Source organism: Shigella sp. FC1567, assembly GCF_001743015.1.
GTDB lineage: Bacteria > Pseudomonadota > Gammaproteobacteria > Enterobacterales > Enterobacteriaceae > Escherichia > Escherichia coli.
On sequence record NZ_MIIV01000018.1, the window covers coordinates 1 to 13572 of the forward strand.

The following is a 13572-nucleotide window of genomic DNA, read 5'->3' on the forward strand; positions in this document are numbered from 1 at the left end:
TTTCTGGTGCGTACCGGGCTGAGAGGCGGTGTAAGTGAACTGTAGTTGCCATGTTTTACGGCAATGAGAGCAGAGATAGCGCTGATGTCCGGCAGTGCTTTTGCCGTTACGCACCACGCCTTCAGTAGCGGAGCAGGAAGGACATCTGATGGAAATGGAAGCCACGCAAGCACCTTAAAATCACCATCATACACTAAATCAGTAAGTTGGCAGCATTACCAGGGTCGCGAAAGCGGCCCTTTTTTATTGCATATTATTTTTTCTTCACACCTATACACTAAGGCTATAAATGATATAGTGGTTATAGTTAGCACCTTTTTTATTATTAAATCGTATTAGTCACCCGCCAGGTGTGACGAAAAAACGATGTTCTGATGGCGTCTAAGTGGATGGTTTAACATGAAATTACAACAACTTCGCTATATTGTTGAGGTGGTCAATCATAACCTGAATGTCTCATCAACAGCGGAAGGACTTTACACATCACAACCCGGGATCAGTAAACAAGTCAGAATGCTGGAAGACGAGCTAGGCATTCAAATTTTTTCCCGAAGCGGCAAGCACCTGACGCAGGTAACGCCAGCAGGGCAAGAAATAATTCGTATCGCTCGCGAAGTCCTGTCGAAAGTCGATGCCATAAAATCGGTTGCCGGAGAGCACACCTGGCCGGATAAAGGCTCACTGTATATCGCCACCACGCATACCCAGGCACGCTACGCATTACCAAACGTCATCAAAGGCTTTATTGAGCGTTATCCTCGCGTTTCTTTGCATATGCACCAGGGCTCGCCGACACAAATTGCTGATGCCGTCTCTAAAGGCAATGCCGATTTCGCTATCGCCACAGAAGCGCTGCATCTGTATGAAGATTTAGTGATGTTACCGTGCTACCACTGGAATCGGGCTATTGTAGTCACTCCGGATCACCCGCTGGCAGGCAAAAAAGCCATTACCATTGAAGAACTGGCGCAATATCCGTTGGTGACATATACCTTCGGCTTTACCGGACGTTCAGAACTGGATACTGCCTTTAACCGCGCAGGGTTAACGCCGCGTATCGTTTTCACGGCAACGGATGCTGACGTCATTAAAACTTACGTCCGGTTAGGGCTGGGGGTAGGGGTCATTGCCAGCATGGCGGTGGATCCGGTCGCCGATCCGGACCTTGTGCGCGTTGATGCTCACGATATCTTCAGCCACAGTACAACCAAAATTGGTTTTCGCCGTAGTACTTTTTTGCGCAGTTATATGTATGATTTCATTCAGCGTTTTGCACCGCATTTAACGCGTGATGTCGTTGATGCGGCTGTCGCATTGCGCTCTAATGAAGAAATTGAGGTCATGTTTAAAGATATAAAACTGCCGGAAAAATAATTTCTTGCGTTATTTTCGCACCTTTTATGTAGCGAAGGTGCCGGAATATATTCTCTTTTGTTACTTATTTTTATACCGTGCACAATATTTTTATCCCTCATATTTATAGGGTAAATTACCTGTAAAGTAGTGTCTAATTACCCGCCTCGCAAATTCCAGTTTTCAAATATCTATTTCAGGTCAAAAGATTGAATTATTCACTGGAGACGATTCGTAAATTCGCTGGATTTTTGACTAAAGTTTCTTTAGGATTTGTCTCATCGTATGATTAATTACACCAATCGTTCAACGTCTTGCTGATAAGTGATGGCGATTATATGAGGTTAGCAATGCCTTCTGGAAATCAGGAACCCCGCCGCGATCCTGAATTAAAACGTAAAGCCTGGCTGGCGGTTTTTCTTGGTTCTGCACTTTTCTGGGTGGTTGTCGCACTGCTGATTTGGAAAGTGTGGGGATAACTATGGTCGGTCAGGAGCAACTGGAGTCGTCACCATTATGCCAGCATAGTGACAATGAAACAGAAACGAAACGGGAATGTTCCGTCGTTATTCCAGATGACTGGCAACTAACATCGCAGCAGCAAGCCTTTATAGAACTGTTTGCTGAAGATGATCAGCCGAAACAATAATTATCATCATTCTTATTACCCATTTTTAATGAATTAAAGGGCTTTTAATACACCGCAGCAATAACAGCTTGAGTTATCTCAACACAAAATAATAACCGTTAAGGGTGTAGCCTATGATCAACACAAATATGAAATATTGGTCCTGGATGGGCGCGTTTTCTCTGTCGATGCTCTTCTGGGCCGAACTCCTCTGGATCATTACTCACTGATCCTTGACCCCGCTGCGGCGGGGTTGTCATTTGCTTTGCCACAAGGTTTCTCCTCTTTTATCAATTTGGGTTGTTATCAAATCGTTACGCGATGTTTGTGTTATCTTTAATATTCACCCTGAAGAGAATCAGGGCTTCGCAACCCTGTCATTAAGGAGGAGCTATGTCGTCAACCCTACGAGAAGCCAGTAAGGACACGTTGCAGGCCAAAGATAAAACTTACCACTACTACAGCCTGCCGCTTGCTGCTAAATCACTGGGCGATATCACCCGTCTACCCAAGTCACTCAAAGTTTTGCTCGAAAACCTGCTGCGCTGGCAGGATGGTAACTCGGTTACCGAAGAGGATATCCACGCGCTGGCAGGATGGCTGAAAAATGCCCATGCTGACCGTGAAATTGCCTACCGCCCGGCAAGGGTGCTGATGTAGGACTTTACCGGCGTACCTGCCGTTGTTGATCTGGCGGCAATGCGCGAAGCGGTTAAACGCCTCGGCGGCGATACTGCAAAGGTTAACCCGCTCTCACCGGTCGACCTGGTCATTGACCACTCGGTGACCGTCGATCGTTTTGGTGATGATGAGGCATTTGAAGAAAACGTACGCCTGGAAATGGAGCGCAACCACGAACGTTATGTGTTCCTGAAATGGGGAAAGCAAGCGTTCAGTCGGTTTAGCGTCGTGCCGCCAGGCACAGGCATTTGCCATCAGGTTAACCTCGAATATCTCGGCAAAGCAGTGTGGAGTGAATTGCAGGACGGTGAATGGATTGCTTATCCGGATACACTCGTTGGTACTGACTCGCACACCACTATGATCAACGGCCTTGGCGTGCTGGGGTGGGGCGTGGGTGGGATCGAAGCAGAAGCCGCAATGTTAGGCCAGCCGGTTTCCATGCTTATCCCGGACGTAGTGGGCTTTAAACTTACCGGTAAATTACGTGAAGGTATTACCGCCACAGACCTGGTTCTCACTGTTACCCAAATGCTGCGCAAACATGGCGTGGTGGGGAAATTCGTCGAATTTTATGGTGATGGTCTGGATTCACTACCGCTGGCGGATCGCGCCACCATTGCCAATATGTCGCCAGAATATGGTGCCACCTGTGGCTTCTTCCCAATCGATGCTGTAACCCTCGATTACATGCGTTTAAGCGGGCGCAGCGAAGATCAGGTTGAGTTGGTCGAAAAATATGCCAAAGCGCAGGGCATGTGGCGTAACCCGGGCGATGAACCGATTTTTACCAGTACGTTAGAACTGGATATGAATGACGTTGAAGCGAGCCTGGCAGGGCCAAAACGCCCACAGGATCGCGTTGCACTGCCCGATGTACCAAAAGCATTTGCCGCCAGTAACGAACTGGAAGTGAATGCCACGCATAAAGATCGCCAGCCGGTCGATTATGTTATGAACGGACATCAGTATCAGTTACCTGATGGCGCTGTGGTCATTGCTGCGATAACCTCGTGCACCAACACCTCTAACCCAAGTGTGCTGATGGCCGCAGGCTTGCTGGCGAAAAAAGCCGTAACTCTGGGCCTCAAGCGGCAACCGTGGGTCAAAGCGTCGCTGGCACCGGGTTCGAAAGTCGTTTCTGATTATCTGGCAAAAGCGAAACTGACACCGTATCTCGACGAACTGGGGTTTAACCTTGTGGGATACGGTTGTACCACCTGTATTGGTAACTCTGGGCCGCTGCCCGATCCTATCGAAACGGCAATCAAAAAAGGCGATTTAACCGTCGGTGCGGTGCTGTCCGGCAACCGTAACTTTGAAGGCCGTATCCATCCGCTGGTTAAAACTAACTGGCTGGCCTCGCCGCCGCTGGTGGTTGCCTATGCGCTGGCGGGAAATATGAATATCAACCTGGCTGCTGAGCCTATTGGTCATGATCGTAAAGGCGACCCGGTTTATCTGAAAGATATCTGGCCATCGGCACAGGAAATTGCCCGTGCGGTAGAACAAGTCTCCACAGAAATGTTCCGTAAAGAGTACGCAGAAGTTTTTGAAGGCACAGCAGAGTGGAAGGAAATTAACGTCACACGATCCGATACCTACGGTTGGCAGGAGGATTCAACCTATATTCGCTTATCGCCTTTCTTTGATGAAATGCAGGCAACACCAGCACCTGTGGAAGATATTCACGGTGCGCGGATCCTCGCAATGCTGGGGGATTCAGTCACCACTGACCATATCTCTCCGGCGGGCAGTATTAAGCCCGACAGCCCGGCGGGTCGATATCTACAAGGTCGGGGTGTTGAGCGAAAAGACTTTAACTCCTACGGTTCGCGGCGTGGTAACCATGAAGTGATGATGCGCGGCACCTTCGCCAATATTCGCATCCGTAATGAAATGGTGCCTGGCGTTGAAGGGGGGATGACGCGGCATTTACCTGACAGCGATGTTGTCTCTATCTATGATGCCGCGATGCGCTATAAGCAGGAGCAAACGCCGCTGGCGGTGATTGCCGGGAAAGAGTATGGATCAGGCTCCAGCCGTGACTGGACGGCAAAAGGTCCGCGTCTGCTTGGTATTCGTGTGGTGATTGCCGAATCGTTTGAACGAATTCACCGTTCGAATTTAATTGGCATGGGCATCTTGCCGCTGGAATTTCCGCAAGGCGTGACGCGTAAAACGTTAGGGCTAACCGGGGAAGAGAAGATTGATATTGGCGACCTGCAAAATCTACAACCCGGCGCGACGGTTCCGGTGACGCTTACGCGCGCGGATGGTAGCCAGGAAGTCGTACCCTGCCGTTGTCGTATCGACACCGCGACGGAGTTGACCTACTACCAGAACGACGGCATTTTGCATTATGTCATTCGTAATATGCTGAAGTAACAAGTATTTGCTTGCCGGTTATTTTGCTTCCGGCAAGCAAATTAATTCCACAATGCGAGAGGGTTATTTGTTCAGCAAATGACCCATTTTCTCGGCTTTGGTATCGAGATAATGTTCGTTATTGGGGTTACGACCTACAATCAATGGTACGCGTTCAACAATATTAATCCCTGCTTCGGTCAGAATTTCGACTTTTTTCGGGTTATTGGTTAACAAGCGGACTTCATTGACGCCAAGGAGTTTGAACATATCAGCGCAAAGAGTGAAGTCGCGCTCATCAGCGGCGAAGCCTAACTGGTGGTTAGCCTCTACGGTATCGTAACCTTGATCCTGCAGTGCGTAAGCGCGGATTTTATTCAGCAGACCAATGTTACGACCTTCCTGACGGTGATACAGCAAAATACCACGGCCTTCCTCGGCAATTTGCGTCAATGCCGCTTCGAGCTGGAAGCCACAATCGCAGCGCAAGCTGAACAGGGCGTCACCGGTCAGACATTCGGAATGGACGCGCGCAAGTACCGGGGTATGCCCGGAAATATCGCCATAGACTAGCGCGACATGATCGTGTCCGGTTGCCAGTTCTTCAAATCCCACCATCAGGAAATCGCCCCATGGGGTTGGCAGTTTGGCTTCTGCCACACGTTTAAGCTGCATGAAATTCTCCAGATAATGCTGGTTCTGTATTGGCTTATTTTGCCATAACGAGAAGGGGTTCACCTAATCACGACGCGTCGATCGTTCACGGAATGGCACAAATCTGTCAATTTTTCCTGGAACTGGCGTTTTCAGTTATGATTGTGGGACTTATCAAAAAGGAGAGGCCATGCGTTCGATTGCCAGACGTACCGCAGTGGGAGCTGCACTATTGCTTGTCATGCCAGTAGCCGTATGGATTTCTGGCTGGCGTTGGCAACCTGGAGAACAAAGTTGGCTACTAAAAGCGGCTTTTTGGGTTACTGAAACTGTCACCCAGCCCTGGGGCGTCATTACACATTTGATTTTATTCGGCTGGTTTCTCTGGTGTCTGCGTTTTCGCATTAAGGCTGCCTTTGTATTATTTGCCATTCTGGCGGCCGCAATCCTTGTGGGACAAGGCGTTAAATCCTGGATCAAAGACAAAGTCCAGGAACCACGACCTTTTGTTATCTGGCTGGAAAAAACACATCATATTCCGGTTGATGAGTTCTACACTTTAAAGCGAGCAGAACGCGGAAATCTAGTGAAAGAACAGTTGGCTGAAGAGAAAAATATCCCACAATATTTGCGTTCACACTGGCAGAAAGAGACGGGGTTTGCCTTTCCTTCCGGTCACACGATGTTTGCTGCCAGTTGGGCACTGCTGGCCGTTGGTTTGCTGTGGCCGCGTCGGCGAACGTTAACCATTGCTATCTTGCTGCTCTGGGCAACGGGAGTCATGGGAAGCCGCCTGCTGCTCGGGATGCATTGGCCACGCGATCTGGTAGTAGCTACATTGATTTCGTGGGCGCTGGTGGCGGTGGCAACGTGGCTTGCGCAACGAATTTGTGGGCCATTAACACCACCTGCGGAAGAAAATCGCGAAATAGCGCAACGAGAACAAGAAAGTTAACGCTGGTTGATTTTCCGAATTTAGCCCTTAAATCATCAACAATGCGCGTGGATGCCATTTCGCAGACGGCGCGAAAATGGTACTTTAAAGGGCTATTGCGGTAAGTTGACCATAATTTATTCGCTCTAACCACATAACGGGAAGTAATGTGAAATATTTACTCATTTTCTTACTGGTGTTAGCGATCTTCGTGATTTCGGTCACGTTGGGTGCGCAGAACGATCAACAGGTGACGTTTAATTATCTGTTAGCGCAAGGGGAGTACCGTATTTCCACATTGCTGGCGGTATTGTTTGCTGCGGGGTTTGCTATCGGTTGGTTGATTTGTGGCCTGTTCTGGCTGCGAGTTCGTGTTTCCCTGGCGCGCGCTGAACGTAAAATAAAGCGACTGGAAAACCAGCTTTCACCCGCGACTGACGTGGCTGTAGTGCCGCACTCGTCAGCGGCGAAGGAATAACTTTCTATGCTGGAGTTGTTGTTTCTGCTTTTGCCTGTAGCCGCTGCCTATGGCTGGTATATGGGCCGCAGAAGTGCGCAACAAAACAAGCAAGATGAAGCCAACCGCTTGTCGCGTGATTACGTAGCGGGGGTTAACTTCCTGCTTAGTAATCAACAGGATAAAGCGGTAGACCTGTTTCTCGATATGCTTAAAGAGGATACAGGCACCGTTGAAGCCCACCTTACGCTCGGAAACCTGTTCCGTTCGCGTGGCGAAGTTGATCGCGCTATTCGCATCCATCAGACCCTAATGGAAAGCGCCTCGCTGACCTATGAACAGCGTCTGTTGGCGATTCAACAACTAGGGCGTGATTACATGGCCGCCGGGTTATACGACCGCGCGGAAGACATGTTCAATCAGCTGACCGATGAAACTGACTTCCGCATTGGCGCTCTGCAACAGTTGCTACAAATCTACCAGGCTACCAGTGAGTGGCAGAAAGCAATTGATGTTGCCGAACGCCTGGTGAAGCTGGGTAAAGATAAACAGCGCGTCGAAATTGCCCATTTCTACTGTGAGTTAGCCCTGCAGCATATGGCCAGCGACGATCTCGATCGTGCCATGACCTTGCTAAAAAAAGGGGCGGCGGCAGATAAAAACAGAGCCCGCGTATCCATCATGATGGGACGCGTGTTTATGGCGAAAGGAGAATACGCCAAAGCCGTCGAAAGTTTGCAACGCGTGATATCCCAGGACAGAGAACTGGTCAGCGAAACGCTGGAAATGTTGCAAACCTGCTATCAGCAGTTGGGTAAAACTGCCGAATGGGCAGAATTCCTGCAACGCGCGGTGGAAGAGAACACCGGTGCCGATGCTGAATTGATGCTTGCTGATATCATCGAAGCGCGCGACGGTAGTGAGGCCGCACAGGTCTATATTACGCGCCAGCTTCAGCGTCATCCGACCATGCGTGTGTTCCATAAGTTAATGGATTACCACTTAAATGAAGCGGAAGAAGGGCGTGCCAAAGAGAGCCTGATGGTGCTGCGTGACATGGTTGGCGAAAAGGTACGTAGTAAGCCTCGTTATCGCTGCCAGAAATGTGGTTTTACCGCATACACCCTCTACTGGCATTGTCCGTCTTGTCGGGCCTGGTCAACCATTAAACCGATTCGCGGTCTTGATGGCCTGTAATTTTTAAAAAAATCCGACTTTAGTTACAACATGCTAGTTATTGATGTTCCATTGTGCTCCGGCAACGACGGAGCAGAAAAAGCCTGCCAGGGGAAAAATCGCAACTGTTAATTTTTTATTTCCACGGGTAGAATGCTCGCCGTTTACCTGTTTCGCGCCACTTCCGGTGCCCATCATCAAGAAGGTCTGGTCATGACGTTAACTGCTTCATCTTCTTCCCGCGCTGTTACGAATTCTCCTGTGGTTGTTGCCCTTGATTATCATAATCGTGATGACGCGCTGTCCTTTGTCGACAAGATCGACCCACGCGATTGTCGTCTGAAGGTCGGCAAAGAGATGTTTACATTGTTTGGGCCACAGTTTGTGCGCGAACTTCAACAGCGTGGTTTTGATATCTTTCTTGACCTGAAATTCCACGATATTCCTAACACTGCAGCGCACGCTGTCGCTGCTGCAGCTGACTTAGGCGTGTGGATGGTGAATGTTCATGCCTCTGGTGGGGCGCGTATGATGACCGCAGCGCGTGAGGCACTGGTTCCGTTTGGCAAAGATGCACCGCTTTTGATTGCTGTAACAGTGTTGACCAGCATGGAAGCTAGCGACCTGGCCGATCTTGGCGTGACACTGTCACCTGCAGATTATGCAGAACGTCTGGCGGCACTGACGCAAAAATGTGGCCTTGATGGTGTGGTGTGTTCTGCTCAGGAAGCTGTGCGCTTTAAACAGGTATTCGGTCAGGAGTTCAAACTGGTTACACCGGGCATTCGTCCGCAGGGGAGTGATGCTGGTGACCAGCGCCGCATTATGACGCCAGAACAGGCGTTGGCGGCTGGTGTTGATTATATGGTGATTGGTCGCCCGGTAACGCAATCGGTAGATCCAGCGCAAACACTGAAAGCGATCAACGCCTCTTTACAGCGGAGTGCATGATGAGTGATTCCAACAGCCGTCTGGTCTACTCAACGGAAACCGGACGTATTGATGAGCCAAAAGCGGCCCCAGTACGCCCTAAAGGCGATGGTGTGGTGCGTATTCAGCGTCAGACCAGTGGACGTAAAGGTAAGGGCGTTTGCCTGATTACCGGTATCGATCTCGATGATGCCGAACTGACAAAACTTGCAGCGGAACTGAAGAAAAAATGCGGCTGCGGCGGAGCAGTTAAAGATGGAGTTATTGAAATCCAGGGCGATAAGCGTGATTTATTAAAATCACTACTTGAAGCGAAAGGGATGAAGGTAAAACTCGCAGGCGGTTAACATAAAAAGCCACGGATATATCCGTGGCTTTCGAATATTTTACTGTGTGTATTATTCAGTTATTTCGTACTGAACAAAATCAAGCGTATTATAATTGCGAGTCGATAATCGACATTTATTTACGATTATTTACCGACCTGGTGACCAATAACACCACCGACAGCTGCACCACCTAATGTACCCAACGTACTGCCATCGGTCAGTACTGCACCGCCTAATGCCCCTGCACCCGCGCCGATTGCGGTGTTGCGGTCCCGTTTAGACCAGTTAGAACAGGCACTCAGAGACATTGCCAAAGTAATTGCCAGAACAGCCGCGGTCATTTTTTTGCTCGTTACAAACATAATACTCTCTCCTGAATTTATGATTCACGGAAGTAAGCTCTCTATAACTATAATAGCTAAGAATAAGCCTGGTGAAATTATTCCGTGAAATCTGCTCGCGCGCAGGGTTATATCACGCAGGTGATAATGACTTCCTGTTATATCGCTGATAATAATTTTATATCTTAAGCGTGTTAATAACAGGTAAATAGTCTTAATTATCAACCAGGAATCATCTTAGAGCGGATGATTTGCCAAACTGCAAATCATCCGTAGAGAAGGGAAATGGTTAAATGTCAACGACGTGAACGGTGAGTTTACTGTGCTCAAGATGCATCAGATCGCTGGCGCGTATTTTCGAATCGGTAATCACGCGATTGAATCGCTCAACGGGACCGATGGAGTATGAATGTACAGCACCAAATTTCGAGCTGTCAGTCAGGACTATCACTTCGCACTCTTTTTCCAGCACGGCATTGACCACATCGGTACGCATCATATCGCGACCGGTGAATCCAGTTTCAGGTTGCCAGCCATCAATACCAATAAATGCTTTGCTGAAATGCACCTGCTGGATGCACTGGCGTGTCAACGGGCCAACCATACTTTCGCTTTTTTTCTGGTACACGCCACCGAGCAAAATGACTTCACAAGGCGCGTCTTTCAGCAAATGCGCGATGTAGCTGCTGACCGTGATGATAGTGACATTTTTCTTCTGCTCCCCCAGAGTCCGGGCGAGCAGGGCATTGCTGCTGCCATTTTCGATAAAGATGGTTTCGCCCGGTTGAACCAGTGACGCGGCAAACTCGGCGAGTTCACGCTTCAGCGTATAGTTGCTCATCATACGGGTTTCGACGTCATCACTATCAAGCGAAACTGCAAAGCCATGTGCACGGCGGAGGTAACTCAGTTTTTCGAGGGTGTTGAGATCCTGGCGAATGGTAACTTCAGAAACTCCAGTGGCTTTTGCCAGATCGGTTACGCTAACCTGACCCTGGTCAATGACCATCTGTAGAATAGTTTGTTGTCGGGAATTCATCGCTGTAATTCTTATAACGTTATAATACTAAATAAAAAAATACTGACGCGCCGGGCATCCTCAAATAGGAAAACCTGAAGGCACGATTGTTAAATCTCCCACGGTGCCTTCGGGATGTCTGGCGTAGATTCAGCAACCTGGCGCAAGAGTTCTGCTTTAAGTATCTCGAGATTATGGATCGCAGAGTGGTAATCGCCTGCCACAAGGATATCTAACACAATATCAATACGTTCGGCAACGCGCTGGGCATCAAATTCAGACATCAAGGACATCCTTATAGCAAAAGTGGAAAATGAATAATGCAAAAATTGCCGCTAAAAGAGAAGTGTTTAACAGCAACGGCTAATTATCATCCAGGAATACGATATATAATGACGGGATATAGCGCTAAGTATATATATTCATCTACTTATGCGCGCTTCAGATAGCGTTTATACCAGCGTTCGAAGGCGACGGCGGGCATCGGTTTGGCAAACAAAAATCCTTGCCGCTCATTGATCCCGTTCTTGGTTAAAAAAGCATCTTCCTTTGCACTCTCTACACCTTCGGCGATCACCTGAAGATTCAATGCCTGGGCCACAGCGACGATCGCCCGGACCAGTGACTGCGAGACAGGTTGTTTGTGAATATCTCGAACAAAAACCTGGTCAAGTTTGATGGCATCGATCGGAAAGCGCGCCAGTTGCGAAAGTGAAGAGTAGCCGGTACCAAAATCATCCAGATGCACTTGCGCACCTAGTTGGCTAAATTGTTGAATAACAGACAGTGCCAGTTCATCATTCTCAATCAGACAACTCTCTGTCAGTTCAACATCTATAGGGCAGTATTCAAAATTGAGTTCCTGGAGAACCTGTTTCAGGGCGGTGAAAATGGTTTGATCGGCGAGCTGACGTGCAGAAATATTTACCGCCACTCGCAGGTTTATGCCTTTATCCCGCCACTTTGCCACCTGGCGTACGACATCGAGAATCACCCAACGGCCTAAAGGCACAATTAGCCCTGACTCTTCGGCGTAGGAAATGAAGTCCAACGGTGGAATCAACCCACGTTCAGGTGACTGCCAACGTACTAGTGCTTCCAGACTGCGCACTTCGCCACGCCAGGTGATTTTCGGTTGATAGTGAATAACCAACTGATCGTTTTCCAGTGCTTTACGCAAGTTGGTATCCAGCCAGAGATATTCAAATACCCGTTGATTCATTTCTGGGGTAAAAACGCAAAATTGTCCTCGTCCGCCTTCCTTCGCTGTGTACATTGCTGTGTCGGCGTGACGAATAATAGCCGTGCTGTCTGAACCATGTTCGGGAGAGAGTGCAATACCTACTGAACAGCTGGTATAAACTTCAATTAAACCAATGCGAAAGGGGAGCCGTAAGCGGGTCAAAATTCGTGATGCCATTGCTTCCAGCGCGCTTTGTGAGGTGTTGGATGCCAGTACCAGAAACTCATCCCCACCTGGACGCGCCAACACCTGGTCATGTTCGAGACAGCTTAAAATAGCCAATGACACGTCGCGTAATAACTGGTCACCAAACAAATGCCCATAGGCGTCGTTGACCTTTTTGAAATTATCCAAATCAAGATACACAACCCCAACTTTATTGTTATCTGCATGATTAATAGCGTGATCGATTAAATCCTGCATTGCGTTACGATTCGGCAGTCCGGTGATACTGTCGGTATTTGCCAGAATACGCAGTCGCTCCTGAGCGCGGCGCTCTTCGGTAATGTCGGTGCCGGAACAGATTAAAAAAATCTCGCTTTTGCCACTGCCGCTGTGGACAAATTTATTGCGAAACAGAAACAGCCGCTGGCCTTTACATGTTGGTATCCACAGTTCGACTTCATATGCATTGCCGCTTCGAAAAAATACACGGTTATTGCGCCTGGATGCCGCAGCTTCACGACGGCTCATAAACAGTTTAAACACGCTTTGGCCAATGACGTCGTGTTCTTTCAACCCAGTGTAATCTTCACATAACCGATTGAAGCGTTGGATATTCCCCCGGCTGTCGAGAATCACTATTGCGGAATGTGCTTCAGAAACTACCTGCTCAGCAAAGGAAAGCCCGTGTGATAAATCACGAGCAACTGCCGGTGTGTCATGCCATGCAGACGCGTTGCCAGCCCATTCCCGTTTATTGATTTTTCGTCCTACCAGATGCACAGAAAGATCGCTCTCATCGACGGTCAGACTCATCATCAGGCTGGAGGTGATGACCGTCATTTCCCTGATGCGAGCAGCCTGTTCGGCAGATAACTGCAAAGTACGATCAGGTTCTGTGGTTTCGGTGGTAGAAAAGCGCAAAACATCGCTGCTTTCCGTCAACCGCCAGTATGGATTGTGCGATCCGAGAAAGTTGTACAACGTTGTGGACTCCCTAACGGTTTTCATGATGCATATCCTCCGGTTAAATAAAAGGAACAACATGACGGTAATGACTCCAACTTACTGATAGTGTTTTATGTTCAGATAATGCCCGATGACCTTGTCATGCAGCTCCACCGATTTTGAGAACGACAGTGACTTCCGTCCCAGCCTTGCCAGATGTTGTCTCAGATTCAGATTATGTCGCTCAATGCGCTGAGTGTAACGCTTGCTGATAACGTGCAGCTTTCCCTTCAGGCGTGATTCATACAGCGGCCAGCCATCCGTCATCCATACCACGACCTCAAAGGCCGA

At 48.7% G+C, this 13572-nt stretch carries 17 protein-coding genes and 1 pseudogene; 11 read left to right on the forward strand and 7 right to left on the reverse strand.

Features of this window, described 5'->3' with window-relative positions; genetic code table 11:
* Positions 1 to 165, reverse strand: a 165-nt coding sequence (locus BHE85_RS01490) for an IS1 family transposase (protein WP_047664789.1), incomplete at its 3' end; no start/stop codon positions are given.
* 234 nt (positions 166 to 399) lie between these two features.
* Between BHE85_RS01490 and cysB the strand changes: the two genes are divergently transcribed.
* The 5 genes and pseudogenes from cysB (at position 400) to acnA (ending at position 5050) form a co-directional block, all read left to right on the forward strand.
* Complete coding sequence (cysB, locus tag BHE85_RS01495; RefSeq protein WP_000776253.1) at positions 400 to 1374, forward strand: HTH-type transcriptional regulator CysB; 975 nt, start codon at positions 400 to 402, stop codon at positions 1372 to 1374.
* Between the two features lie 317 nt (positions 1375 to 1691).
* On the forward strand, positions 1692 to 1832 hold the full coding sequence (locus tag BHE85_RS01500; protein ID WP_001300896.1) for a YmiA family putative membrane protein: 141 nt from the start codon (positions 1692 to 1694) through the stop codon (positions 1830 to 1832).
* Positions 1833 to 1834: 2 nt separating this feature from the next.
* Positions 1835 to 2002: a protein YciX gene (gene yciX / locus BHE85_RS01505; RefSeq protein WP_001297116.1), complete on the forward strand. Its 168-nt coding sequence runs from the start codon at positions 1835 to 1837 to the stop codon at positions 2000 to 2002.
* 113 nt (positions 2003 to 2115) lie between these two features.
* On the forward strand, positions 2116 to 2211 hold the full coding sequence (ymiC, locus tag BHE85_RS01510) for a small membrane protein YmiC (protein ID WP_001310756.1): 96 nt from the start codon (positions 2116 to 2118) through the stop codon (positions 2209 to 2211).
* Positions 2212 to 2374: 163 nt separating this feature from the next.
* A pseudogene (gene acnA, locus BHE85_RS01520) lies at positions 2375 to 5050 on the forward strand (aconitate hydratase AcnA).
* Between the two features lie 63 nt (positions 5051 to 5113).
* Here acnA and ribA read toward each other — a convergent pair.
* Positions 5114 to 5704, reverse strand: a complete 591-nt coding sequence (gene ribA, locus BHE85_RS01525; protein ID WP_001176295.1) for a GTP cyclohydrolase II — start codon at positions 5702 to 5704, stop codon at positions 5114 to 5116.
* A 169-nt stretch (positions 5705 to 5873) separates the two neighbouring features.
* Between ribA and pgpB the strand changes: the two genes are divergently transcribed.
* From pgpB to yciH, 5 genes are all read left to right on the forward strand, one after another.
* Positions 5874 to 6638 carry a phosphatidylglycerophosphatase B gene (pgpB, locus tag BHE85_RS01530; protein WP_001256536.1) on the forward strand — a complete coding sequence of 255 codons (765 nt, stop codon included), beginning with the start codon at positions 5874 to 5876 and terminating at the stop codon, positions 6636 to 6638.
* 148 nt (positions 6639 to 6786) lie between these two features.
* Positions 6787 to 7095, forward strand: a complete 309-nt coding sequence (lapA, locus tag BHE85_RS01535) for a lipopolysaccharide assembly protein LapA (protein WP_000876286.1) — start codon at positions 6787 to 6789, stop codon at positions 7093 to 7095.
* A 6-nt stretch (positions 7096 to 7101) separates the two neighbouring features.
* Positions 7102 to 8271, forward strand: coding sequence for a lipopolysaccharide assembly protein LapB (gene lapB, locus BHE85_RS01540; RefSeq protein ID WP_000891343.1), 1170 nt, complete (start codon positions 7102 to 7104; stop codon positions 8269 to 8271).
* 192 nt (positions 8272 to 8463) lie between these two features.
* Positions 8464 to 9201, forward strand: a complete 738-nt coding sequence (gene pyrF, locus BHE85_RS01545; protein ID WP_000176275.1) for an orotidine-5'-phosphate decarboxylase — start codon at positions 8464 to 8466, stop codon at positions 9199 to 9201.
* The gene (gene yciH, locus BHE85_RS01550; RefSeq protein WP_001362354.1) at positions 9201 to 9527 is read left to right on the forward strand and encodes a stress response translation initiation inhibitor YciH; all 327 of its coding nucleotides are present in this window, start codon (positions 9201 to 9203) and stop codon (positions 9525 to 9527) included. The genes pyrF and yciH overlap by 1 nt, the downstream gene beginning before the upstream one ends.
* Before the next feature lie 125 nt (positions 9528 to 9652).
* Here the strand turns inward: yciH and osmB are convergent, their stop codons facing one another.
* From osmB to BHE85_RS01565, 3 genes are all read right to left on the reverse strand, one after another.
* Positions 9653 to 9871 (reverse strand): osmotically-inducible lipoprotein OsmB, encoded by a 219-nt coding sequence (gene osmB / locus BHE85_RS01555; RefSeq protein ID WP_000498253.1) that lies wholly within the window; start codon positions 9869 to 9871, stop codon positions 9653 to 9655.
* A 268-nt stretch (positions 9872 to 10139) separates the two neighbouring features.
* Positions 10140 to 10889: a DNA-binding transcriptional regulator YciT gene (yciT, locus tag BHE85_RS01560; protein ID WP_001088626.1), complete on the reverse strand. Its 750-nt coding sequence runs from the start codon at positions 10887 to 10889 to the stop codon at positions 10140 to 10142.
* Positions 10890 to 10978: 89 nt separating this feature from the next.
* A complete protein-coding gene (locus BHE85_RS01565) occupies positions 10979 to 11152 on the reverse strand; it encodes a YciZ family protein (RefSeq protein ID WP_001288368.1) in 174 nt (57 codons plus the stop codon).
* 36 nt (positions 11153 to 11188) lie between these two features.
* On the opposite strand from BHE85_RS01565, the gene ymiD reads away from it, so the two are divergent.
* Entirely contained in the window at positions 11189 to 11317 is a 129-nt protein-coding gene (gene ymiD, locus BHE85_RS27145) for a protein YmiD (RefSeq protein ID WP_211180493.1), read from the forward strand.
* Here ymiD and pdeR read toward each other — a convergent pair.
* Both pdeR and BHE85_RS01575 read right to left on the reverse strand, forming a co-directional pair.
* Positions 11299 to 13284, reverse strand: a complete 1986-nt coding sequence (gene pdeR, locus BHE85_RS01570) for a cyclic di-GMP phosphodiesterase (protein ID WP_000859951.1) — start codon at positions 13282 to 13284, stop codon at positions 11299 to 11301. The genes ymiD and pdeR overlap by 19 nt on opposite strands.
* Before the next feature lie 54 nt (positions 13285 to 13338).
* On the reverse strand, positions 13339 to 13572 hold a 234-nt coding region (locus BHE85_RS01575), incomplete at its 5' end, for an IS1 family transposase (RefSeq protein ID WP_001393844.1).

Excerpts from the sequence above, each read along its gene's own strand:
- cysB (WP_000776253.1), top strand. The coding sequence starts at position 400 with ATGAAATTACAACAACTTCGCTATATTGTTGAGGTGGTCAATCATAAC.
- BHE85_RS01500 (WP_001300896.1), top strand. The coding sequence starts at position 1,692 with ATGAGGTTAGCAATGCCTTCTGGAAATCAGGAACCCCGCCGCGATCCT.
- yciX (WP_001297116.1), top strand. The coding sequence starts at position 1,835 with ATGGTCGGTCAGGAGCAACTGGAGTCGTCACCATTATGCCAGCATAGT.
- ymiC (WP_001310756.1), top strand. The coding sequence starts at position 2,116 with ATGATCAACACAAATATGAAATATTGGTCCTGGATGGGCGCGTTTTCT.
- ribA (WP_001176295.1), bottom strand. The coding sequence starts at position 5,704 with ATGCAGCTTAAACGTGTGGCAGAAGCCAAACTGCCAACCCCATGGGGC.
- pgpB (WP_001256536.1), top strand. The coding sequence starts at position 5,874 with ATGCGTTCGATTGCCAGACGTACCGCAGTGGGAGCTGCACTATTGCTT.
- lapB (WP_000891343.1), top strand. The coding sequence starts at position 7,102 with ATGCTGGAGTTGTTGTTTCTGCTTTTGCCTGTAGCCGCTGCCTATGGC.
- pyrF (WP_000176275.1), top strand. The coding sequence starts at position 8,464 with ATGACGTTAACTGCTTCATCTTCTTCCCGCGCTGTTACGAATTCTCCT.
- yciH (WP_001362354.1), top strand. The coding sequence starts at position 9,201 with ATGAGTGATTCCAACAGCCGTCTGGTCTACTCAACGGAAACCGGACGT.
- osmB (WP_000498253.1), bottom strand. The coding sequence starts at position 9,871 with ATGTTTGTAACGAGCAAAAAAATGACCGCGGCTGTTCTGGCAATTACT.
- yciT (WP_001088626.1), bottom strand. The coding sequence starts at position 10,889 with ATGAATTCCCGACAACAAACTATTCTACAGATGGTCATTGACCAGGGT.
- BHE85_RS01565 (WP_001288368.1), bottom strand. The coding sequence starts at position 11,152 with ATGTCTGAATTTGATGCCCAGCGCGTTGCCGAACGTATTGATATTGTG.
- ymiD (WP_211180493.1), top strand. The coding sequence starts at position 11,189 with ATGCAAAAATTGCCGCTAAAAGAGAAGTGTTTAACAGCAACGGCTAAT.
- pdeR (WP_000859951.1), bottom strand. The coding sequence starts at position 13,284 with ATGAAAACCGTTAGGGAGTCCACAACGTTGTACAACTTTCTCGGATCG.